16 protein-coding genes are annotated in these 24,323 nt (G+C 62.7%); 1 reads left to right on the top strand and 15 read right to left on the bottom strand.

The genetic code is table 11. The features are described 5' to 3' along the window. The 8 genes from CKO41_RS08865 to CKO41_RS08830 form a co-directional block, all read right to left on the bottom strand. On the bottom strand, nucleotides 1-1,238 hold a 1,238-nt coding region (locus CKO41_RS08865), incomplete at its 3' end, for an ISKra4 family transposase (RefSeq protein WP_200381871.1). A 439-nt stretch (nucleotides 1,239-1,677) separates the two neighbouring features. Then, nucleotides 1,678-2,808 carry a glycosyltransferase gene (locus CKO41_RS08860; RefSeq protein ID WP_200381870.1) on the bottom strand — a complete coding sequence of 377 codons (1,131 nt, stop codon included), beginning with the start codon at nucleotides 2,806-2,808 and terminating at the stop codon, nucleotides 1,678-1,680. A 30-nt stretch (nucleotides 2,809-2,838) separates the two neighbouring features. Then, on the bottom strand, nucleotides 2,839-5,484 hold the full coding sequence (locus CKO41_RS08855; RefSeq protein ID WP_200381869.1) for an RIFT barrel domain-containing protein: 2,646 nt from the start codon (nucleotides 5,482-5,484) through the stop codon (nucleotides 2,839-2,841). Then, on the bottom strand, nucleotides 5,441-6,745 hold the full coding sequence (locus CKO41_RS08850; protein WP_200253404.1) for a TIGR03087 family PEP-CTERM/XrtA system glycosyltransferase: 1,305 nt from the start codon (nucleotides 6,743-6,745) through the stop codon (nucleotides 5,441-5,443). The genes CKO41_RS08855 and CKO41_RS08850 overlap by 44 nt, the downstream gene beginning before the upstream one ends. Before the next feature lie 9 nt (nucleotides 6,746-6,754). Beyond that, nucleotides 6,755-7,945 (bottom strand): GNAT family N-acetyltransferase, encoded by a 1,191-nt coding sequence (locus CKO41_RS08845; protein WP_200381868.1) that lies wholly within the window; start codon nucleotides 7,943-7,945, stop codon nucleotides 6,755-6,757. Nucleotides 7,946-8,647: 702 nt separating this feature from the next. Beyond that, a complete protein-coding gene (locus CKO41_RS08840) occupies nucleotides 8,648-9,574 on the bottom strand; it encodes a glycosyltransferase family 2 protein (RefSeq protein WP_200253003.1) in 927 nt (308 codons plus the stop codon). A gap of 195 nt (nucleotides 9,575-9,769) precedes the next feature. After that, nucleotides 9,770-10,564, bottom strand: a complete 795-nt coding sequence (locus CKO41_RS08835) for an FkbM family methyltransferase (RefSeq protein ID WP_200253005.1) — start codon at nucleotides 10,562-10,564, stop codon at nucleotides 9,770-9,772. Nucleotides 10,565-10,598: 34 nt separating this feature from the next. Beyond that, nucleotides 10,599-11,231 carry a hypothetical protein gene (locus tag CKO41_RS08830; protein WP_200381867.1) on the bottom strand — a complete coding sequence of 211 codons (633 nt, stop codon included), beginning with the start codon at nucleotides 11,229-11,231 and terminating at the stop codon, nucleotides 10,599-10,601. Nucleotides 11,232-11,461: 230 nt separating this feature from the next. On the opposite strand from CKO41_RS08830, the gene CKO41_RS08825 reads away from it, so the two are divergent. Then, nucleotides 11,462-11,779 carry a hypothetical protein gene (locus CKO41_RS08825; protein WP_200381866.1) on the top strand — a complete coding sequence of 106 codons (318 nt, stop codon included), beginning with the start codon at nucleotides 11,462-11,464 and terminating at the stop codon, nucleotides 11,777-11,779. A 201-nt stretch (nucleotides 11,780-11,980) separates the two neighbouring features. On the opposite strand, the gene CKO41_RS08820 is transcribed toward CKO41_RS08825, so the two are convergent. The 7 genes from CKO41_RS08820 to CKO41_RS08790 form a co-directional block, all read right to left on the bottom strand. After that, nucleotides 11,981-14,086, bottom strand: a complete 2,106-nt coding sequence (locus CKO41_RS08820; protein ID WP_200253009.1) for a hypothetical protein — start codon at nucleotides 14,084-14,086, stop codon at nucleotides 11,981-11,983. A 9-nt stretch (nucleotides 14,087-14,095) separates the two neighbouring features. Continuing rightward, nucleotides 14,096-15,379, bottom strand: coding sequence for an ABC transporter ATP-binding protein (locus tag CKO41_RS08815; protein ID WP_200253011.1), 1,284 nt, complete (start codon nucleotides 15,377-15,379; stop codon nucleotides 14,096-14,098). Between the two features lie 59 nt (nucleotides 15,380-15,438). Further along, nucleotides 15,439-16,287 carry an ABC transporter permease gene (locus tag CKO41_RS08810; RefSeq protein WP_200381865.1) on the bottom strand — a complete coding sequence of 283 codons (849 nt, stop codon included), beginning with the start codon at nucleotides 16,285-16,287 and terminating at the stop codon, nucleotides 15,439-15,441. Nucleotides 16,288-16,349: 62 nt separating this feature from the next. After that, nucleotides 16,350-18,782 carry an FG-GAP repeat domain-containing protein gene (locus CKO41_RS08805; RefSeq protein ID WP_200381864.1) on the bottom strand — a complete coding sequence of 811 codons (2,433 nt, stop codon included), beginning with the start codon at nucleotides 18,780-18,782 and terminating at the stop codon, nucleotides 16,350-16,352. After that, nucleotides 18,782-20,026, bottom strand: coding sequence for a glycosyltransferase family 4 protein (locus CKO41_RS08800; RefSeq protein ID WP_200381863.1), 1,245 nt, complete (start codon nucleotides 20,024-20,026; stop codon nucleotides 18,782-18,784). The genes CKO41_RS08805 and CKO41_RS08800 overlap by 1 nt, the downstream gene beginning before the upstream one ends. Nucleotides 20,027-20,332: 306 nt before the next feature. Beyond that, a complete protein-coding gene (locus tag CKO41_RS08795; RefSeq protein ID WP_200381862.1) occupies nucleotides 20,333-23,140 on the bottom strand; it encodes a LamG-like jellyroll fold domain-containing protein in 2,808 nt (935 codons plus the stop codon). A gap of 41 nt (nucleotides 23,141-23,181) precedes the next feature. Further along, the gene (locus tag CKO41_RS08790) at nucleotides 23,182-24,306 is read right to left on the bottom strand and encodes an IS66 family transposase (protein ID WP_200381861.1); all 1,125 of its coding nucleotides are present in this window, start codon (nucleotides 24,304-24,306) and stop codon (nucleotides 23,182-23,184) included. Between the last annotated feature and the right edge of the window lie 17 nt (nucleotides 24,307-24,323).

Genomic DNA, 24,323 nt, shown 5'->3' with positions numbered 1-24,323 from the left:
GTCCACCGCCCGGCGGTGTGGGTGAGGGCGCGCAGGCTGAGGACGATCTTCGCGCCTTTGTTCTTCCAGCGCATGCCGGAGGCGCAGAGCCGTTGCTTGACCAGGGTCTTGCAGGCCGCCTCGGTGACGCCCGATCCGATCGGCAGGCCCTCGGCGAGGAAGCCGGGATAGTCCATCTGGTGGCGATGATTGGTGAAGTAGGTCCAGGCGCTGATCGCCTCGTCACGGACCTTCTGCGAGAGGCCGGGGCGCTGCGACAGACGTGCCGCCTCGCCAATGAGGACATCGAGGGCGGCGGGGTCATGCTTGAGTGTGTGGCAGTGCGCATGCTGCCACTGCGCCCGCTGGCCCTCGGCCTGGCGCGGCGGATAGGCCGCTTGGGCGAGCTTGCCCACGTATTCTGTGGCGTGAAAGAAGTCGATCAGTTGGCGGTCGGTGTGTCGTTCGAGGAAGCGCCAATTGCTCGCCGCCCCGTCGGCGATCCCGAGGTAGCGCGCGTTCGGAAAGTGCTGCTTGGCACGCACAATCTCGCGCTCCAGGCGCTGCAGGAACGCCTGCTTGCCGTACTCGGGTGCGGCCGCGAGGTAGAGGCTGTGCTGGCGTTCGCCCTGCTGGTCGTAGAAGGAGAGGGTCCCGACCATGGCTTCGCGGTAGCCCGCCGCGTCGGCCATCGGGATCATGGCCCCGTCGAGGCTGACCACCACGGTCGCCACAGGGGCATCGAGGGCCGGCAGCGCGTACTCCCAGTCCTCTTCCTTGGCCAGGGCGATGCTGCCCACCCACTCGGCCACGTTCTGAATGTAGGAGGTAGCCACTGTGCGACCATGGTTCTCTTCGAGGTCGGTTTGCACCGCACGCACGTTGAGCTGCGCATACTTGTGGCTGAGCTGGCTGGCAAACCGCGGCGTGGCCCCGCGCACGATCCGCGCCCCCTGCTCGAGCGGGCAGTAGATCCGCCCGCCGCGGGAACTCTGGTAGACGTAGCGCTCGATCTCCACCTCCCCGTAGGGGGTCTGATACGCCTTCGGACTACGCCCGCGTGCGGTCAGCTTGATCTCCCCGATACGGATTGGGCTGCCGTCGGCGTCGAAGCGCTTCAGGGCCTCCTCGGTGGCGCAGCAACCGACCGCGTTCGCGGCCTCCTGGATGGCCCCTTCCATCTCCAGCAAGCTGCCGCTGAGCCGCACCGTCACCTCGACCGTCACCTCCTCACCCGAGCGCTTCACCACCGTCGCCACAGCCGCACCTTCTCTTCTCGCCACAGAAGGTTACAAGATACTCCTCAATGGCACATCATGTCGAGGCCGCACCCCATAAGCCTAAGACAGGATAACAATCATGATCCTAGGCCGTAACCATGAGGCTAAGCCTATTTTTCACGAGCGAAGCGAATACTTTCATATAGTAATCTGAGCGTTACAGTATTTCCGCGCGTAGTAGACGAGTTGCAACGGTTCGACAACCCGTTGCTTTGTGCCACATCGGCGAACCCTTTCGGCGACGGGAAACCGCCAGGTTGCTCGGGATCCCTGGGGCTGTCTGTCTTACACTGGAAAAGATATCCGTAATGATTATGACCACCTCTCTTCTCCCGGCCGATCGGAGCGACGTCGGGCGCGGCGCATCCATTCAAGCACTCTGGGCCATGATCGCCCAAGTTCCTCGCACGGAACCACGTCACCTCCCGTCCACAGTCATTTCACGATAGCACTGCCTATAGTGCTCGATCATTCGATCGAAGGTGAACAGCGTCTCGAAGCGCTCCTTTGCCGCGCGAGCCATTCTCTCGCGTCTGCCGCCGTCCTGGAACGCATCCAAAATTGCTTGGGCAAGCTGATCCACCGCACCCGAGGCGACGACCCATCCCGTTTCGCGATTCACCACGATCTCCGGATTCCCTCCGACCCCAGTGACAGCCACCGGCACCCCTGCCGCCATCGCCTCCAGGAGTGCCATCGACGTTCCCTCGCTGAAACTCGACAGCACGAACAGATCCATGCACTGCAACAGACGGCGGGCATCGTCGCGAAATCCCGGGAGTACGACCCGCCCTTCCAAGCGTGACTCTTCAATTCGCTTCCGAATCTCCCCGTGAACGGGCCCGTCACCGACCAACAGCCCTCGCAGCGCCGGCAATTCGCGCCCGGCCCGCGCCAGGCTCTCAACCAGCATGGGCAGGTTCTTGATCGGGTCGAACCGGCCGACGGTCCCGACCACGAAGCTATCCGGGTCCAAGCCAAACGCTCGGCGCATCGCGTCGCGCTCTTCGACTGAGACCGGGGGCTCCCGCTTGACGCCGTTATAGATGACCTGGATCTCATCCGCGTCGAGCCCCTCGTAGCGCTGCAGCCGACTACGGACGTCTTCCGAGACCGCGACGCATCGGTGGGTCAGCTTGCGCACCAGCCAGCGGTTGACCAGCGCCCGCCTGCGGTTCTTCACCTCCGGATAGAACCGGCCGTGCTCCTCAAACAGCAGCCGCGGAGACCGATGCAGCAGGCGGGACAACGCCGCGTAGAACCAGGCCGTGCACTGGTGCGCATGCACGAGCCGGACCCGGTGATCGCGAAAGTAACGCGCTAGCAGCCAGGGCATCGCAAGATCGAGTCCGGGCTGGCGCCATAGGCAATAAACGGGCACGCCACGCGCGCGCAGGTCTCCGGCCCAGGTTCCGGGCCGATCGAGGCAGACCACGGAAACCTGGTACTCATGCGCAAACGCGAGACTCATCTCGACCACCAGCTTCTCGGTTCCCCCGGCGTCGAGGCTGTTGACGACATAGGCCAGCGGAATCCTTTGTCCGGTCACTGGATTGGCTCCGGTCGACGCACGAGGGGGTCAGCTCGATCCCGGGGAACGACGCCGCAGACTCCCCCCCTTGTCGCGCAGTAACCGCACCAACTCGGCGCGAGCCATCCGCAACTTCCGCCTCAGCTCGCCCCCCACCCGTGCCCGCTGCGGCACGAATCCGGCGGGCTGCCCAAAGCAGTGGTCGTGTTTCCAATCGCGTTGCAAGCCCGCGCCGTGCCGGCAATAGTAGGCATGGGCATGACCATAGACACTCAGGATCACCAGAGGACGCGTGAGGTAAGCGGTTTCGAAGGACAAGAGGTCATTTAGGCAGCGCCCGAAGAAGTAACCCGCCCGTTCCGCAAACGACTCACGATCCCCCGGCGCCGACCACTTGGCAGCGAGATGAAACACGTGGCACTTGCGGATGTCCTGGGCGGGCCAGGTTTCCGTGGGTATTAGCATCTTGTGCAGCACCGCCTTGTACGGCACCTCGTTCAATGCCATCCAGCGGGCATAGTGGACCAGGCCTTCCCGTGCGTAATGAAAGCCATAGTCCATCTCGCCAAGCTCCTGTTTCAGGTCTAGGTACTTTCCAAGAACCTGCAGGAACACGAGATATGACCACCGATACTCCGGCTCATCCAGCTTATGCTGGCCGATATCGTCCGCGGGATGGATGCAACGCTGAATCAGCTCCTCAGCCTTGACCAGAAAGCAACGCTCCCGGGCGAGGTGATAGGCGTCGAGCACGGCGTTGACGGAGTTGCCCGCCCCGCGCCCGGGGCCGTGATAGTCGTCGTCGACAGTTCGGCTGGCCAGTCCGGTCGGCCCCGCGTCGACGAGTCCGAAGAGATTGAGCCCCCCGTCGTCCATTGCGATGACCCAGTGAGCAAGCTCGCGCACCGCCGCCGCCGCCTCCGGGTCCCCGGTCAGGTAGTAGTAAAGGAGCAGGCCCGAGGTGTAATTGTGTTCATTACTCGGCCCGCCGCCGTAGCCGCTTCCACCGTTGTGCCGGCTATAGGTGCGGTGGCCGCAGGTCGCCGCCTCCTTGTAGTGATCCGTATGCCAGAACATTCCGCCGTTGTAGGCGGCACGATCCTCCTGCGTATGGTAGATGTCGATGTCGATAGTATGCTGGGCGGCATCCTTCAGCAGCGCCCACCAGCGGCCGTCGCCGGTGCGCAGGAACTGCGAGAGGGCGCCGAAGACGAAGTCGTACTGGTTGTTGTAATGGGAAACCAGCGGCTTCGGACCGCGGTGATGCACCGCCTCGTGGTCCGCATACAGGTCCCCGAAGCTGCGCCAACCATATTCGTCCACCCGCTCACGCTTGCGGACGAACGAGTTGGGGCCATCGACGATGCTCGCCACATAGCCCGTGCAGCGGCTGTCTTCATCGGGCGTGGGCGCGGCGAACCAAGGCACCGTCCGGGAACGCTCCACCCAGTCGGGATCGAGAGAGACTTGGAGCGGGTATCGTAGCGCCGATACGCTCGGCACCTGACGGGGCAAGCCGAGTTCCCACCAGACCACGTGCCGTTTCTGCTCGCCCCCCTGCAGCTCGAATCCGGCGGCCGATTCGCCAGGGAAGAGACCAACCGACAGCGACTCCCGTCCAACCCGAAGCGCCTTGGGGAAGTTCTGCCAGAAGCCCTCCACGGTCACCGCCACCCAGCCACCACCGACCATCGCCTGCGCGAAGGGGGATGCCCGATCGCCCTCGTCCAGGATTTCCGGCCCTCGCGCCCCCGCAGCGGTCACTCGATAGCCTCGATGCCTCGCGGAGAGCGCCCCTGAGGCGTCGATGTGATTGGGCGAGTCCCAGTTCTCGCCGCCACTCGAATCCTGGTAGATGACGACGCCGGGCCAGGAGCCGCGCTGCCCCGACCCGGCATCGCCGATCGACCATGACATCTCCCGAACCGGTTGAGCGCAGGCCAGATGCAGCGAGAGATCGGCAAACCGCAGAGACCCCGGATCTCCGAGATCCCACACCCCGCCCGGATGAAGCGCGGCACGCGAGTTTCGCACCAAGACCTCCTGGCGCACGACGGCGGTACCGGCGAAAAAGCTCAGTCTGGAACGAAGAAACAGGGACGCGCGACTCCGCCCCAGATCGAAGTCCACTTCAATGCACACAGTCGCGCGGACTGGCCCGACTTCCTCGACCTCGATCCGACGGATCCTAGGGAGCCGCTCGGCCCCGTCCGCCATGCGCAGCACCAACCGACCTCCGCTAATCAACCCCTCGTCGCCGAACCGGACCGATGGCACTCCGCCGCCGGATCGGGCGTCGATGCGGCACTCGGCCGCGCCGGTCTCAATCAGGACCGAATCGCCGGATCGTTGGAGAGTCAGACCCTGCGGAGCGGGAGTTCCACCGCCGGGGTGCCGCCACAAGGAAAGATCGAATTGCTGCCCTGCCGCGACCGAAACGAGCGCATCGACCAACAGCCACTTGACGCTCCGGTCCGGCCACCGCGCCAGGAGCCGGCACTGATGCGGAAGCTCTTCGCCATGCGGACCGGTCAGCGAGCAGTCCAGCGCATCCGCGACCATCCCACGCGGAATCGGCACGCCGATACGCACCGGCTCCCGCTCCCGGACGACCCCCCGGGTCTCTTCAATCCGGATCGAGGTCAGATGCTCAGCGACGGGCACGCGCGGACAGCCTCGGCGCTTCAGGTCCACCCGCGAGGCCGCCGGTCTTCGCGCCACCCTGAACGGCAGCCGACACTCGTGCCTCGCTGCGCACCGCGAGCAACTCATCGAAGATGCGGAGGTTCGCCTCCCAGGCGTAGTCGGCAACCACCCGCGCCCGCGCCTTCTGCCCGATTTCCCGTCTGCGCGTCGGGTCCCGCAGCAGCGCCAGCACATGCTCCGCAAACGGCTCGGCACCGTCGGCGACCACGATCTCCTCGCCCACCACAGCCCGAATCCCCTCGAACGCCTCGGGTGTGCTGACCACGACTTTGCCCATCGCCATGGCTTCAAGCACCTTGTTCTGTATTCCCCGTGCCACCCGCAGCGGCGCAATGCACACATGCGCCCGGGCGAGATACTCGCGCACGTCCCGGACGAAGCCGGTGACTTTCACGCCATCGCGCTCGCCAAGGCGCTGTACCTCCCGCGTCGGGCGACCGCCCACGATCAGCAGCTCGACGTCAGGAATCGCCACCTGCAACGTCGGCAGCACGGCGTTGGCGAACCAGGTCACCCCGTCGACGTTCGGCCAGTAATCCATCATGCCGGTAAAGACCACCGTGTGCCGTGCCGGCGCTTCCACGGCGCAGGCTTCTGGCCGAAAGAACTCGAGGTCGACCCCGTTGGAAACCGCCACGATATTCTCGGCGAGGCCACCGCCGGGGAACAACGACATTTCCTGCTCACTGACCACCACCACGCGGTCGAAAGACGCTGCAATTCGCCGCTCGTAGGCCGCCAAATGATGCGCCTCGTAGCGGTAGATCGGCGCCAACAGTGCCGACGCATTGGCCGCGTACTGCTCCCACTTGCGGGAGTCGACGTCGATGAGGTCCATCAAGCGCACTGCACTAGCTAAGCTGCCTTTCGCATGACGCGAGCGAAAGACGTACTCTGCCATCGGCGAGGAAAAGCATATCACCGCGTCCACAGCGCCCTTATCCAGCAGAACGTCCATCTTCGCCTGCAGTGCACGCGAATGGAAATGCGCTACGGTGATCGGCCGGCCGGCGAGCACGGCCCCCAGTGCCAGGGCCTTACGCGCCCGAGGACGGATCTGTTCGACCATCAGGCTGCACACCCGCACCGCCATCTCCGGCAGGTAAGACATGTCCTCCGGGTCGTCGACCAGACACGCGAGGTGCAACTCGTGGCGCCGCGCCAGGTAGTCCAGCAGGTGGAACGACCGGATCTTGTCTCCCTTGTTCGGCGGGTAGGGAATCCGGTGTGCAAGGAACAGCAGGCGCATGGTCACGCGCTAGAGGCTGATGTGCCGCCGGATGCGCGGCCCCAAAATACGGGTCACAGGCAACGGAAGCCGCTTCCAAATCGCGACGGCACGGCCAATACTCCCGCTCTCACGGTCCAGCGCGGGGCTGTTCCTGTCCATGCGAGTGAACCGGTACCAGTAGAGCGGCTCGGGCCGCGCGCCCCATTGTTCCTTAAAGCGATAGGTGCCCTCGCCAATCGTGGAACGACCGAAGTCGAACCGCCGGTAGCCGTTCTCGCACGCATACTCCAGCATCGACCAGTACAACAGCATGTTCGGGGCAAGTCTTCCGAACCGCCGCAGCGACGAAGCCCAAGGGTTCGCCAACTCGTCTTTGAAACCGACGGCGATAGAACCGGCAACGGCTATTCCACGATGGTAAACGAGGAACACGGTCGCCGCGCTCCCAAAATTCCGCAGGATCGCCCTAAAAAACGCCTTCGAATGCACGGGCGAACCAAGATCACGCATATTTTCGACGAACACGCGATAGAAATCGTCCAGCAATTCAACGCTCCCTCGCTGTGCGGTCAAGCCTTCTTTCTTGGGCTTGTTGATCTGACTGCGCAACTTCGCCTTGAACGAACGCATGAGTTCCTCCGCCTGACCAGGCAGTCCCAGAAGCATCCGAACCTTGTCGCCCTCCACACGCGCGGGCCCAGCCCACCCCACGGCCCCGTCTTCCTGCATCGGGCGCAAACGCGTCTCGCGGCCCTTCATAGGCACAAAGTCGAGCTCGTTGCCGAATGGTTCGAACGCACGCAGTTCGACAACGGGTACGTCTAAATCCTCCGCAAGATCGCACACAGCGGAAATCAGCCCTCCTTGAACCTCCCCATCGGCTACCGCACACACCCCACCGTCGCAGAAAGGCATGGCTACGAGGCTATTACCGAACAGCCAGTGACTGATATGCACAATAGGAAGCACCCCTCGTACGCCCTCTCCGAAAGCGCTTTCAGTTCCATTCGCAGGGGATATGCCGACCTCCCCCCGCACTGCATCCTTCTTTTCCTCAACCACCACGCAATAGGTGTCCAATCCGTAAGCATCCGCAATTGCTGCTCCCCACGCAGGCAAACCATAAGGACCACAGTTTGCCAACCGGGACATGCACTCCGTCCAGCCATACAGCATGCTCGCATCCATTTCCTCCATTCGCAGCCGCACCGCCTTCATGAGTTGCTCCTCCCGAACCGGCGCGGAACCAAAAACAGCGGTTGCCTCCAATCCGCTTTCCAGCCGATCGCCGCGCGCGGAGCAAGGGGCAGCAGCAGCGCCACCTGAACGAACAATACCAGCAAGCTACCCCCGGGGGAAATATCGCTTTACAAAAACCGCCCGCAAGGGAATTGGTACGCGGCACAACAGCGGAGCAATCCAACCACGGTAAAGGAAGCCAACGTTTCCCACACGACCCATCGCACACCAGGGAGGGCAGTCGCGTCGCTTGACGGCTCGACGTTGCGCTTGCAGGCCTCCTTGCGACTCCCGAAAAAGACACCCGCCCACGAGACCAGCTTCTCCGCCGCGCCCGAGGCTTGCATCTCATCGCCGATCTCCACCAACCTCTTGGCAACCTCGAGCTCGTCCAAGCCCGGCATCGACTGCAGGAGCGGTCGCCGCTGCGCCAACGCTACCGGCAACTAACGGCTCCAGCGATCCATGCACCGCTCCAAATCCTCGATATGTCCCATTCACTCGCCGAGGACAGAGCGACAACCGTCGCTCGGCCCGCCATCCAGGCCACCCAGCAGCTCCTCTTCGCTCGCCTTCACTCGGCTCCCACCAAGCCTAAGAACCTGTCCCGGATGCGTCCCGCCAATCAGCGCCTTGACGATTCCGAGGCCGACGGGCCGTGGATGCCGCTGGCTACCACCGCTACTTTCTCCCCCCCGTTCCGCCCCTCCTCTTTAGGCTAAAGCTTATTGGCAACTGCGGCGCGGCTTCACCAATATCTCGGTATAAGTGCGGCCAGAACCAACGGCACCATTTCGTGACATGGAGAACACACGCAGCCTGCTCTTTCGCGGAAATGTCCGCTCGCGCAATCGCTCCGAGGTAGCCGCCAAGCCGGCGCCAATTATTGAAATACAGGAACCTACGGTCATTATCAGCATTCCACCAATAACGCATCTTCTGTCCCGTAGCTTTACCGCCCCGTCCTTCGTGCTCTCTGCGCAGGAACAACCGCTCAGGCAATTGGTAACACTTTCCGGCGAGCGCTAAGCAGGCAAGAAGCACGAAGTCGGACCCCGCATAATCCTGGATCAGCAGGGTCTTTTTCAATGCGTCTCTCCGCATGACTCCAAAAATCGGATGAAAAGTCCAGGGACCCGCAAGAAGACACCCCAATAATCGCTCAGAAGGGCGCAGAGATGTTAAATGGAAGCTTTCGACGCATTCGTTCGTAATCTCGCCAGCCTCTCCGATGAGTGAAACGCCGGTATGCGCCAATACAACTGACGCGTCCGATTCAAGAATCTGGACGCAGCGCTCGAGAAACGTAGGCGCACAAACATCATCGTGAGCGGCCCACTTGAAATAGGTCCCTCTTGATAGCGCGAAAACCCGATTATAGTTGGGGGCGGCCCCAAGATTGCGGTCGTTCCGCGAATACCTGACGCGCGAGTCAATTTTCGCGAATTCCAAACAAATCTCTCTGGTAGCATCATCCGACGCGTTGTCCGATATCAGTAACTCGAAATCGGAATATGTTTGCTCGAGCAGCGATTCGATAGCTGCTCGAATAAACCGCTCGCCGTTGTAGACAGGCATGCCGATGCTGACACGGGGACCGATTGCCATATCCGCTTTCCTTCCCCTCAGAGATTCAGAGTTTCGCATCGACGAGATTTCATCGGTATTGGGCCTATTCCCACACAACCGGAAGCATTAGATGTAGATTAGGTTTTCGCGCGATCAAGTATGCGCGACCGCTCCCGTTGATTCGCATTTTTCACTGGATCGGCGGCTTGGCCAGCCACGCGGCACGGATCGCAATTAGGGTACCGACCGGATAGCCACAAGATGCCGCACAAACCATCTTACCTCGATGTAGCTGCTCGGAAGGTTTTCGACCCGGTAGCCGTGGTCTTCTAGAAAAATCCGGCACTCGTCAGCCTTGCTATGGCACCTGCTCTCGGTCGCGTCGTCCAACTCGAGGACGATGGCCGGCGCATGGTCGCTCAGCGTCCGTTCCATACCCTTCAGGACATCCATTTCTGCGCCTTCCACGTCGATTTTCACGATCCGCGGCGGCGTGAGTTCGCCCCGCGCGACCAGCGAATCGACCGCAGCCGTCGCCACTGTCAAGCGACCAGCCGGATCGGGCGGTATACCGGCACCCGCGAGAACGGCACCTCCCACATGCTGCGCGAGCAGCAACTCGGCCTCGCCATCGGATCGAGTCAGGGCCACGCGCGCGACGCAGACATTGGCGAGGTCATTCAGGCAGGCGTTGCGCTCGATGGCCGCCGCGTTGGCCGGCACCGGCTCGAACGCGTACACCATACCGGTCGCACCGACGAGACGGCCCAACAAGATCGAGAAGAAGCCGAGATTGGCGCCGATGTCGTAGCAAATGTCGCCGGGACGCGCGAGCGACGCCAGCGCCTGCTGGACCGGCCGCTCGTAGTCTCCCTTCTGGAAGCGCAGGGTATCTGTACCCGCGTCGAAGCGCAGCCCCGCCGCCGGGCCGGCTTCGATCGCTGCGGGGCCAGCGACTGCGCGCCGGCAAGCTTCGCCGATGCCACCCAGCCGCTGCGCTATGCCTTCCAAAAACGCAATCGCCATCATTCTTTCCAAAAGCCGCGGTGGGAGTGCCGATTCTTCATGCAGCGGCGCCTTGCTGCCCGAACGGCAGCTGCGATAAAGGATGGCACCCGGGCAACGGGAAGAGCACGAATGAATGAGGCATCAGGTAGCGCAATTTCGCCGCAGCCGGCGCACCCGCCTCCGATGCCACCAACTCGGCGAGCATCTGCGCGGCGCCGCGCGCGATACCGGGAAAGGTATGCGAAGTGCCTGAGGATTCGCTTCGCAAGCACTGCGACGGCCAGACGGCGTTGCCCACAAGACCACCATCGTCCGGCTCGAAGCGGTGCAGCGCGTTGAATGTCGCCCAATACCGCTGGACGAGACCGGCCCGATCGAGCCCCGCGTGGCATTTCCAAGGCGACGCACCGCACACGCCGAACGGGGCCCGCTCGGCTGCGGCGGCGGCGAGCCCTTCGTCACCCGCCTGCATGCTCGGGACGAGGGCATCGCCGACGCACCATTCGCGAACGGTCTCCTTTTCGGCAATAAGCCGCGACACGCCGAATGCGCACTGCCTACGATGACAGCCTGAAGCGTCCAGCGGCGTGACCGGATGGACATTCTCGCCGTCGGTGTTGCGGATGTGCGTGAAGAACCGAGCGCCCTTTCCGCCGAAAACACGGCCTAACTGTGCGGTCAGGGCCATGTTGGAGCGTACGTAGTGCGGCCCGCCCATGCATAACGCGGCGCCACCCGAACCGTTCGAAATCGGGAGAGGCGACTCCCCGTCGACGCACACCGAGGGTGGCAGTGGGCGCCACGATGCGGAGGTTAACGAAGTCGAAGTCGCCACCTCAGTATTGCGGCCCAAGCACACGGTCGCTACCGCGGAGCTAGGGTGTCCCGTGCCGGACGAAATGTCAAGCAGCCCTGAGCGTGGCTGCGGCGAAGTCCCTCGCCTTACGCGAACAGAAGGGTGATGGCCGCGAGCAGACCGAAATCGGCAAGGCGGTGGCAGAGGCGATCGCAATTGCCGGCTGGAGGGCCAGGGTAGAGTACCTGCGCGAGGCCCTTGAACGGGGCAGCGCGCGTCATGCCGTCGCGATGTCGCCGCCGACTGGAACGAAGAACGCGAAACGCGAGCGGCAGCCGTCGGAGCATTCAGCGGCCAGCGCGGACCCGAACGCACTTCGCGTGCCGCCGGGATCGAGCAACCGATACGGCGCTCGGCGCCGCCAGCGTGGAGAGCTTTGAACGCACGGTCGCACATCGCACCTACCGAGCTGATACGTGCGAGCGCCGCAATGGCCTGAATTGCCGGGTTCCCGGAAACGTCGCAGGCCCGGATAGCACCGCTTCCCACGCCGATCGGAGTAGACAAAGAAAGCCACCTAGCACAAGCTGCAGCGTGGCCGCTGCGGATTGGGCCCAGCTGTCCCAGCAGCTTGCGCATACTCATACCCGCGCCAGGAAGTTCTCGAAGCGGCTGCCGGTGTCGTTACCAAACTCCCAGTTCGCGATAATACCGATCTTCCGGATTCGAAACCGGGGCAGATCTGGATAGACGTCACGGTAGGCACGGTACAAAACCGGTTCGTCGTCGAGGAACACGATGTAACGCTCAGTGTCGCTGCAAAGACGAAGCTCCACCGCATGGCCATGCTTCACTCGGTCAGCGACATTGGTCCAGACGGCGTCATAGATATCCTCAAACCCACCAAACTTGAAGAACGTCGAGACAGAACCTCCAGGATAACTATCGGAGCGCCACGCGTTTGCGATGACAAAATTTTGCACATCCTGGAAAAGAATCAGGCCGCTGGTCGTACGTTCTCTGTCCCCAGCCCGCGTCCCGGCGGGCGTGACGGTGACCTTGACGTCTGCGAAGTCTGCGCGGGGCCAGTCGATACAATACGCGGTACGTCCCGGACACGGCGCATCGCGGCGCGCGTGCACGCGCGCGGACCCGGCCCCAGTCAGCTCAATGCGTCCCTTGCCCATTACACGACGCCACTGGCCAGAGCCAGCACCGACCCTCCGCCCGTCGAGATCGCCGGCTTCACCGACGAAATCGTCCGCGACGACTTCGAGCGTGCCTTTGCGCAACCACGGCGCACCCATGTCGAATTGCGCCGGAATCGGAACCTGGCGCGGATGCGCCTCGAAACGGCGGAATTGGCGGCCATCGAGGCGTGCCCCCGCCGCGAACACTCCCGTTTTCGAGGCATCGGCCAGGCGTCGGTCCTCGACCCATGCCCCTTGTACTTGCTCGCCGTCGACCAACGCCATCAGCCGGCAACCATCATCGATGACCTGCAGGCGTCGCCAGTTATCAGTTGCAGGTTCGGGGAGCCCGCGCGCCGCCACGACCTTGCGCCTGCCCGCTGACACGACCACCAGCGCCGCCGCTCCATCGGTCACCTCAAGCCGCCAGTGGTTCGCAGCGTCTTGAGCCCGAAACACCAGCCCAAGCGTAGGAGATCCGCCCTCCACGCGGGCGTAGGCGAACACGAGCCCGCTGGGGGCGCCTGGATCGAGCAAGGCAAAACCGGCACCACCGTTGCCCAACCCGCCGTCAACCGCATGCGCCGACTCCCAGCGCAGTCCAGCTTCGGTAGGGGCCTCGCTCGCCGGCCCGTCGACGCCTAGAGCAGCCGCCGCATGAGCGCCGCCAAACCAAGCCGCGTAGCCGCCGAGTTGCCCGACACGGACGCCGTAAGCACGCGTGTCGAGCCGGAATCCGATCTGCCCGAGTACTCCCTGGTGAATACCGAGGTAGAGCCGCTCAGGCAATTCGCAGTCGTCCAGCGCGATAGGCCGCATCGCCGGATAAGCCGCGATGCCTGCCATGCCATCGACCGAGGAGACATAATAGACCGTCCCGCCCGCCCGGGCGATGGCAACGTAGTAGATGGGCAGATTCTGCACGCCGCGCAGCGCGCGCGTGCGCTGTTTCGCTGCACCGGCCCAGAGCTCGCCGTTCTCGGGTCCGAGCGCGTGCATGACGAACCCGCTGCCTTCGCGACGGGGATCCGCCTCCAGTTCGTTAGCATACCAACCGATCGCGAGATTTTCGTCTAGATGCGCCACGTCACGGCCCGCGCGCGTCCGCCACCACCACCGGACCTGGCGCAGCGCGCGTCCAAAACGTGCCTGTCTGGCCCACTGAAATAGACGCTTCCAGGACCCCTCGGTTTCGCTCCCGCGCAGCCAGAGTCGCAGCCGGTAAACGAAGTTGTCGGGCGAAGGCTCGTCCTGCGAGGTGTTGTGGCCGTTGAGGAGAAACACCGCAAAGGACAGACCCGGATGCCGCACGAACGGCCCATAGGACAACACGACGCGACCGAAACCCGCCTGCACGAGCGGAGCGATCCGCAACGCACCGTTATCGATGCTCAATGCACGCTCGAGATCTCGGCCGAGTCGAACATGTCCGCTCGCGGACTTGGTCCCGAGCACGCGCCCTTCGCCGCAAGCGTCGGAAAAATCGTCGGCCACTTCGACTGTTGCACTCGTCGCTTCGCGTTCCCAGGCCTGGGTGATGTCCGTCGCCCGTTCCATGCGATTGCCCTAGCCAACTTCGATTTCGGGGTGAATCAGCCGCTCCTGCGGAGCGCACGATTTCCAGCGAGACGGGAAGAACATCAGACCGAAACCGGCCTCGATACCCCGTCCTGAACCGTAGTAGTCCGACGTCTCGACGTCGAAGGAGATGCAGTTCTTCAGCACGTCCTGTTGATTATTCCACTTGCCGAGCCACAGCGAAAGGTAGTAACGGCCCGGCAGCAGATAGAGGCAGTCGATCTCAAAATCGGCATAGCCATCGCCTTCGGCGGCCATCGGAATATCGTCGCCGGTCGCCCAATTGTTGCTCGCAGCGATTAGGGTACCGTATTCGTTGTGGATATTGATGCCGATGACGACGTCGCGCAACTCTTTGAACGCATGGTAGTGCAAACGTAACGTCAGCCTGTCGCCGCTGCGGATGTAGTTGGTCGTCTCACCCGCGGCGTTGAGGAACGATATGTGCGTGAAACGTCCCTCGCCGTTACCTGTGCGCGTCTCGATCTGCTCGAGGTCGACTGTTCCGGCCGAAGACTTCGAAAAGGTACGCATGTACTCCGCGACGACGCTACGCGCCTCGCCGTCGGCACGTAGCCGGCCGGCCTCGACCCAGATGCAGCGCGAGCACAGACTCTCCACCGCCGCCATGTTGTGCGAGACGAATAGCACCGTACGCCCGCTGGCGCGCAAACCATCCATTGTGTCGAGACACTTCTTCTGGAAATCCGCGTCGCCCACCGCGAGCACCTCATCGACGAGCAGGATATCGGGCGACAGATGCGCCGCAACGGCGAAACCCAGCCGAAGACGCATGCCGGAAGAGTATCGCTTGATCGGCGTGTCGATGAACCGGGCAATTCCCGAGAAATCTACGATCTCGTCTAGCTTCAGTTCTATCTCGCGCTTCTTCATGCCGAGAATTGAGCCGTTGAGATAGATGTTCTCGCGGCCTGTCAACTCGTCATGAAAACCGGTACCGACCTCGAGCAATGATGCGATGCGCCCACGTGCTCTAATGCTACCGGTGGTGGGCGATGTGATTCTCGATAGAAGCTTGAGCAAGGTGCTCTTGCCAGCACCATTGCGCCCAACAATGCCCAGCACCTCGCCCTGCTGGATTTCGAACGATATGTCGCGCAACGCCCAGACTTCTTGTAGGGGATCGCGCTTCCGCCCGGCGAGCCTGGATACCGCCGCCACGATCACCTCTCGAAGCTGCGTGTCGGACGAATACTCCCCTAGCCGATAGCGCTTGGAAAGACCTGCAACCTGTAGCGCCAGGTAATTCATCCATTGCTCCGGTTAATCGCGTCGAATCGTAGTTGGAAATGACACCGCTGAGCAGACGCTCAAATCACGTCTGCGAATCGCCGTGCAGTTCGCTGAAAGTACCAAAGGCCCAACGCGAACAGCAGGAGAGCCATCGCCGCGGAGATACTGACCCAGTCCCATGGGACCGGGCTACCGGAGATGACAGCACGTGTTGCCTCGATGATCCCAGCGATTGGGTTCAAGCTCGCGAGCCACTGGTAGGGTTCCGGAACCATGCTGAGGGGCCAGACCACCGGGGAGGCAAACATCCAGATTTGCACGACGAAGGGCAGGGCATGCTTGATATCACGGTAATTCACGTTCAGCGCCGCCAGCAACTGCCCGACGCCCAGAGTAAATAGGACCAGGATACCTAAAAACAACGGCAATAGCGCTAAACCCGGCGTGAGTGGAACGTCGTAGAAGAGCAGAAGCCCGAGCAGGATGGTCGATGCGATTGCAAGATCAAGGAGCGCGCCAATTACCGACGCCGCAGGGAGTAGAATGCGTGGAAAGTAGACCTTGGTGACCAAGGAAGTATTCGATATCACGCTATTCGAAGCCATGAGCAGAGCAGAGGAGAAATAGGTCCAGGATAACAGCGATGCATAGTAAAAGACTGGATAGGGAAGCCCGTCGTTGGGAAGCTTGGCGACCTTGCCGAAGAGCAGTGTAAACAACAGCATACCAATCACAGGCTGCAGCACGACCCAGGCGACGCCGAGCGCGGTCTGCTTGTACTTGACCTTGATGTCCTTCCACACCAGGAAGTACAGAAGCTCACGGTCGCGCCAGAGCTCGGCCAGCGTCTGTACGACGGTGCGCGCCCTTCCAATTTCTACCAGCTCCGGAACAACGGCTCCGGGTGCGGTTACTGCTCTGTCCATCTTGGTACTCCGACTGCTTCGATTCGACGGCGGCTGGTTGGTGCAGAACCAGCGCCACTCCCCTATTGGGCAGCGGGCTTCGACGTCCTAGTCCAAAGGTGCAGGGTCTGATACTGGTTCCACCCCAGCGACAGGATCTCGGGCAGGCCATCGTTGTCCAGATCGGCCGCATACGCGCCCAGATGGCTGGAGTGCGGACCACGCTCGACGATTTCCGGCACCCAGCTCCGTCCGCCGTCCGCGGTCTCATAGATCAGCGTCAGGTTGTCGGGCGCGCCCGGGCTCGTTCGAAGATCGGTATGCTCGGCGACGATGATCTCGGTGCCCTCGCCATCCGCTGGCGTCGTCAGACTTAAGCTGTTGAGCGAGCGATGGCGGGCGATCAGGTGGCGCGTCCAGGGATCGCTCCCGGAGACCGGCGCCTGGAACCAGAAGAGCCCATCGGCGATCGTCGTCTCCTGCCGCTCCACGGTGCAGACGAGGTCGAGCCGTCCATCGGCGTCGATGTCGACGAGCGCGATACGGTCCGCCCAGTGCGGCGTGTCGCCCACCACATGCATCGTCCACTCCTGCGACAGCCTGCCGGGGTTCTCGAGCCAGATCAGGTGCTCACCGTCGACTTTGACGGCTGCGAGGTCGAGATCGCCGTCACCGTCGATGTCGCCCGCCGCCAGCCCTTCCTCCTCGGCCTCGCCCGAAATCGCGTGGAGCGGCCACGGCCTCTGATCCGGGTTTGCCGGGATCTCCATCGCGTAGAGGCGCTTCTTGCCGCGCGTGAACACGAGTTGCGGCTTCGCACCTGGAACGAGCTGCGCGATCAAATAGCCTTGCGTCCGCGCGTCGGCGACAGTTGCCACGGGCGTGGCCCGCCAGGTGGAGGCTACCCTGTCGTCGGCCTCGATCCAGTACGCAGTTTCTCCCGCAATCCCGACTAGGTCGGCGCGATCGTCGTCATCGACGTCCAACGCAAAATACACGTCGACGGCCTTAGGGAGTTCTGTACGCTGCCAGGGTCCCCAGAGCTTGCCTAGGGGGTTGCGGTACAGAAAAGATCCAGCGATGACGTCGGTGTAACCGTCCCTGTCGACGTCGGCCGCCACGAGTCCCATTTTTCCCTGTTGGCTCGTTGGCCGCGCGTCATCGATCGCGCGATAGTTCCAGCGACCGGTCGCGCTCAACGCATTCTCCCACATCTCGATGACACGGCCGGGACCCGCGTAATTCTTGCCGACGATGTCGATGTCGCCGTCGCCCTCGATATCCCCGATGCGCATGTTGTGCGAGCCGTGCCAAGCGAGCAGCGCGCGCCGGAAGCCGTCGCCCTCGTTGAGATAAACGAGGATGCGACGATGTCGCGACGTGTGCATTTCTGCTACCAACACATCGAGGTCACCGTCGTCGTCAAAGTCAGCCACCTGCAGGGAGTGCGCACCTTCGAGCTCCCCGTCGGCCTCGATGACATGCTCAACCCAATGCGCCGCGCGCGGATCGGCCGGGGCTTCGAACCACGACAGGCCGCCCACGCCTTCGGAGGCGCTCAGAACGACATCGACGCGGCCGTCTCGATTCACGTCTGCCAGCGCCACGCGGGTATCGGCTGGCCATTCTTCTATTGCATGCCCCGTCCATCGCCCCTGTACCCGCCCCGGGTTCTCGAGCCAAGACGCGCCATAGACGATGTCTAGGTCGCCGTCGCCGTCGATATCGGCAAGCTTGATGCCCTCACCACGCCGCTCCACCACGATGTGTCCACTGAATTCACCGGTACCGGCCTGCTCCCACACGATGACCTTTCTCTTGTCGCCGGTCACAACATCGAGATCGCCGTCCCCGTCGACATCGCCAACCTCGACATCATGCGAATAGCCCGTGCCGATCACATGCCGGATCCATTTGTCCTCGGGCGGTCCAGAAACATGCTCGAACCACTCCAGCGTTTCGCGCCCAGGGACGGCATTGCCGATCACGATGTCGAGATCGCTATCGCCGTCGATGTCGGCGGCCTGACCGTCCGTCGTGAATTCACCGCTCGCAACGGGATGCTTCTCCCAAGACGGGTACTGGTACCAAACGAGCCCCGGGGCTTCGGATTTCTCGGCACCGACGATGACGTCCAGCTGTCCGTCGCCCGACAGGTCGCCTAGAGCGAGCACGTCGGTACAGCAGTCCTTCCCCGTGTTTGGTTCCGGGTCGATCACCCAATGCTCAAAAAAAGCCAGCTCCGGGTCGGGGCCCCGGGCACATGCCGTGATGAGAGCCGCCCCAACCACGGATAGCAGGCACAACCGGGCACCGGCGGGGAAAAAAAACCGGCGCCGATCCCCTCGGCCAGGGACGGATACATTCGCTTCGGCGGGGCGCACCGACCTTTCTTGCACAACCGCCGCCAGACCAGCGCTGTGCCCCAGTTGCTCCGATCCACCGGCCTCCTCGGGCATCACGCTGCCTCCCTCAGGCATGCGCGGCAATCGCGTGTACTGCGCACCGTCGGTCATTATGCCACCTCTCGGTATGCCGCCAGAAGTCTATGGGCCCGCGCGCGCCAGGTGAAAATCTTAGCGACACGTTCCCTACCCTTCACGCCCATCGCGCTGGCCAACTCCGGATTCGCTACCAAGGACAGGATGGCGTCGGCAAGTAAATCCGGCCTTTCCGGTTCGACCGTCCGACCGGTTTCTCCGTCGACGATCGTCTCCAGCATTCCCCCCACACGAGTACCGACGACGGGCCTGGCGCAGGCCATGCCCTCGACAACCGATATCCCGAAACTCTCGCTCACCGACGGATTGACGACCACTCGCGCGGCTCTGTACCAGTCGGGCAGGTCCTCGTGGGGGACCCTTCCGACGAATCGCACCTTGTCTCCGAGATTCAAATTCCGAATTAACGTGTCCAGATATGTCTGATAATCGTCGCCCTCCGCACCGCCGTAGAAGCGACTCAACGCGCGCACAAGGGGATCCGAGGAAATGGTTACAAGAAAGTCGGGACGAAGCGTCGTTCTGCTTCCCACAATCCACAAGCGCGCCCGGTCATCAGCGCCAGCGATATCAGCAAACGCCTCGATCAATGTGTGAATTCCCTTTTCCGGGGATACGCGCCCGACGAAGAGGATAGACCACTCGTCGCTTCGCACCGCCAGCCGGCTCTGACCAGGACTAAATGTTTCCTGGTCGACCCCGTTGTAAGCGGTCACGATTTTTCCTTGGTAAGCCGGATGAGCGGCACGAAACAGGTTTGCAATATGGTGACTGACCGCAACCAGCACGTCCACCTGATCCAGCTGGGTTCGCACCTGCGCTGCATCCATTTGAGAAAGCCACTCGGCGTGCATTTCTAGGACAATCCGCCGGCGCCGGTGGCCACCTCTCAATCGACCGGACCAATTCCAATAGTTCATGACATGGACCACGGAGATGTCTTTGCGATCAAGCTCCCTCGCTACTGCGCGCACGTAGCCAGGATAGGTATCCGCCTTCTCCGATACCCCGAGCCACTTTGCCCAGCGCGGGTAGTGGCAACTAACGAACTGGAGCAGATCGTCTGACGCACTCGCTACGTATGACACGTCTAGCGGCAAATCTAGCCCGCGCCCTCGTCCGGCCGGGCGCTTACCGAACAAGGTGACATCGGCTTCGCGGGCCAACTCCAGAACCGTGTTATACGCAATCAAGCCGATCGAGTTCTGATTCGGCGGGAGCAGCCCATCGTAGGGCTGCGCGACCATCGCAATCTTCATGGTGGGTGTCTGGGGGCTATGTACAGCGTGGATCTCAAAGCTCCGGCGGTCGCTGGCATGACTGGTTGGGGCCGCGCGTAGAGGTGTTGAATCCGGCAAGGCTCAACCATGTTCCGCTTATAAAGTCTTCGTCCGGCTTTGTACGGGTGCAATTTCGCTAGAAGGCGATAGGTTGCGGAGCTCAAGTCGACACTTCTTGTCAGACCACCGAAGGGCCGGAAGCTGCGTGAAGGCCGTCACATTGAACTTCCTAGGTCGCACAGGTCCCTTTAGCGAAGGATGCACCGGCGAATCAGTGCGCTGCCTTCACTCGACGTCCAGTTCGTACTTCTCCGCCAGGTAGGCGTGCACGAGGGCCTGCTCGTCGGGGCTCAAGGCCCGATCGTAGAGGATGACCTCGGCGATGTCGCCCTGGAAGTAGCCATCGCTACCCCAGTAGCTGCGCCCCAGGTAGTTGCTCGCCCGCGTCGCAACCGGCGGGACATAGACCGGGCCGCCGCCAACCGCCTGGCCATTCTTGCTCACCGTAGCAGTCACCGTGGCGTCGGCCACCCCACCACCCTGCACCACGCCATACACCGCCGCCTCACCGTCGGCCAGCGCCGCATCGGTCCCGAACCAGCCGTAGCTCCCCCCACCGTTGGTGGTGAAGTATTGCAGCCCAGCCCCACCCCCATTACGACCGAACCCAACATTCTCCGCACCCGCCCCATTGCCCAGCAGCAGCAGCTTCGCGCCCCCCTGCACCACCGTCGGACGCGCCACCACGAACAGCGTCAGACCCTCGGTAAAGTCGGCAAATCCCGCCGGCAGGCTCAAATAGTCGTCTACTCCGTCAAAGCGCAACACCGCGTCGCCGCCGAGCACGCCAGCCACCAGGGTCGGCGCTCGGCCGGCTGCCGTGAACGCGTCGTGACCCCGGCCGGAGACATCCCGCCAGGTGGTCACTTCACTGCCGTCGACGCGCTCTAACGCAGCGGTCCCGGCGTCCAGCAACAGCACCAGGTCGTCCGCCGGTAGCTCCGGCGGCGGCACCAGTGCCGGAGGTGGCGCGGTCGGCGTGGCCACGGCCTCGGCCGAATATGCCGATTCCTGGCTAGCGTCGTAGGCCGTGACAACATAGCGGTAGGTGGTGCCGTTGGTCACGGCGGTGTCGGTGTAGCTGGTGTCGGAGCCGGCGTGAATCTCGCCATAGACGTCCGTCGCCCCCACCCGCCGGTACACCCTGTAACCGGTGGCGCCAGCGACGGCCCCCCAGCTCAACGCCACCTCGCCATCGCCCGCCACGGCGACCGCCGCACTCGGCGGGTCGAGCACCAGCGTGGGCGGGGCCTCGACGTCCAGTTCGTACTTCTCCGCCAGGTAGGCGTGCACGAGGGCCTGCTCGTCGGGGCTCAAGGCCCGATCGTAGAGGATGACCTCGGCGATGTCGCCCTGGAAGTAGCCATCGCTACCCCAGTAGCTGCGCCCCAGGTAGTTGCTCGCCCGCGTCGCAACCGGCGGGACATAGACCGGGCCGCCGCCAACCGCCTGGCCATTCTTGCTCACCGTAGCAGTCACCGTGGCGTCGGCCACCCCACCACCCTGCACCACGCCATACACCGCCGCCTCACCGTCGGCCAGCGCCGCATCGGTCCCGAACCAGCCGTAGCTCCCCCCACCGTTGGTGGTGAAGTATTGCAGCCCAGCCCCACCCCCATTACGACCGAACCCAACATTCTCCGCACCCGCCCCATTGCCCAGCAGCAGCAGCTTCGCGCCCCCCTGCACCACCGTCGGACGCGCCACCACGAACAGCGTCAGACCCTCGGTAAAGTCGGCAAATCCCGCCGGCAGGCTCAAATAGTCGTCTACTCCGTCAAAGCGCACCGCGCCGTGACCCGCAATGCCATCAAGGACGAATGTCGGCGCGTTCCGCTCGATTACCGACGCCATAAAAGGACCACCGGATGCATCGACCCATTGAGTGACTTTCTCTCCGCCGAAGTGGGTGTAATTAAGCGTATCGGCATTCAGGACCATTAATCGTCCACTTTCGGGCAAGAACCCGAAATCCTGGGCGACATGGGGAATGGCCTTCACTTCGTCTGATTCGGAAGTCTCAATACCATCGACCTGGGCCGTAACCACGTACGCATACACAAGACCGTTGACCAATCCGCTGTCCAGATAACTGGGACTGGTTGTGTTTGCGAGGAACGTATAAGGACCGCCCGGCGTGTTCGAACGATAAACCCAATACTCATCTGCTCCCTCTAACGCATCCCACGATAACGCGACATGCTGGTCGCCGGGGATAGCAACAAGGTTGCCAGGCCCGCCCGTTGGTACGGCGTCCAGGGGATAAGTGCGATAATAGTCGAAACGGGCGTCGAACGCACTGTAGAAGTATGGGTGATTGCCGGCGAATACACCGACACTCTGGATCGCCCCAATATTACCGGTGACGCCTGCCTCCTCAAGGACGCCGTCGACAACTGTCGTCCACTCAACACCATCAGTAGACCACTCAAACATCCAATGCCGCTCTTCCGGTTCTAGATCGTCCTTGAGAACAACTCTAAGCCAATACGGACCAGGTGCGGGCACGACCAATCCCGTATCGTGCCCAAAGGCACAGCAGCCGGGAAATGTCGTCTTGTATTGCAAGCCATCGACGTTCACAAAGCGCTCAACGTAACCCCACACCCTCTCGTTTGCATAAAGCATGAGCACCATAAAGGTACCGGGACCACTCTCAAAAACGAACCCAAACTGTTGAGATCCATCGAAAGTACTATCCACCTTAATCTCGTAAACGCCACTCCCCTCGAAGGCTCGCGTAACCTGCGCGTGCTCCAGCCACCACATATTATGCTCGGCCCCGCCCGGAGCGGAAATCGATAGCTGCGACCCTGTCATCGCGAAAGCGGCATGATTCCCTATGTCGTCAGGATAATTAAATGCATATCCATCCCACACAAACCAACTCGAATCCAAATCAGGCCCATCAAATTCCTCATTGAAGACCAAAACCTCCCCAGCCTCTACGCGCGCAAAGAAAACTAGCAGCAATGCGCACAGGCCCATCAACAGTCTCACAATGCCGTTCTGCGGAGATGAGGTCGTATTCATAAGGCAACTCTTAGACGCTTGACGGCACCAAAGGTAACTATTCAGCCAACCCAAGCTGGGCATGTGCGGAAGGCCCTGGAAGTCGAGGACGAGGGCTTGGAAGATGTCGGCCATGGCCGGTATAAGGTTGAAAGACGAGGGCCGATGCCGCCCACGGTGCGAAATAGGCGGGAGACCTTCTGCTTGTGCTTGACCTTGGGCATCTGGAGACCGCGCTCGGCCCCCTTGTTGTCGAAGGGGGCGCGCAGACGGGCGAGTGAACTCAGCACGTCATGCCGCTCCTCGCGCAAGCCCTTGATGAACTTGTAGGCCGGGGCCTGTTTGGGCCCGCGGCGCGAGCCCAGCGGGGGCAAGCGTAGAGGGTTGTGCCATGCGGCGGCATCAAGGACGGCATCGTAGCGGTTGCGCAGTCGCTCGACCTCGGCATCGGGCACTTCCGCGGGCTCCTGTTGGCGGGTGCGGGCGGTCACCTCGTTGGCCCCACTTGGCAGCAGCGGGATCATGTCCTCGGCCCGGCCCTTCTGGTTGGGGATAGCCCCGGTCAGCGCGGACAGGTTGTGCCGGCGATGGGTACCGCAGAGGGCGCGCAGGCGGTCGCAGCGTCCGTTGGCCGGCCAAGAATCGTGGACGAAGATAGCGGCGAACGATTTCAGCACACCAAAGGCGCCCAGACCACAGGCGACGAGCGCCTCGCGGCCACGCTTGCAATGGGGCGAGTAGGCGGTCGCATCAGCAACACTGAGCACTTGCAGCCAGTACAAGCCCCGCCCGACGCGCATTCCCTTCTCGTCGACGCGGGCGGACGGCGCAAGGCCCCGGACCTGACCGATGAGGTTCGACAGCGGCACGTCCCCAACCTCCCCGATCAATTCGGCAGAGCGTCGAAAAGGCAGCGACTGGTGATGCGTCGGATGCGCGGCAGGGGCCTGCACGCTCGGCCCCCACTGCGCTGGCGCCGCCACGGCCTCGCAAGCGTCGCCGCAATGCACGCGCCCGCAGGCGCAGCAACCGGCCAGCATGCGGAATTCGATCATCTTGCGCCGGATCCCCAGCGCGATTACCTGGCGGCGCTCGGGTGGGACCTCGGCGGGGATCTGCGCGCGCAGCCACTCTCGCTCCTGCTCGGGGCTTTCGGGCGGTAGGGTTGCGTCGCGATCCTCAGCCATGGCCTTACTCCAACAAG

Source organism: Thiococcus pfennigii (genome assembly GCF_016583835.1).
GTDB lineage: Bacteria > Pseudomonadota > Gammaproteobacteria > Chromatiales > Chromatiaceae > Thiococcus > Thiococcus pfennigii.
This window is presented reverse-complemented; position numbering and strand designations above follow the sequence as displayed.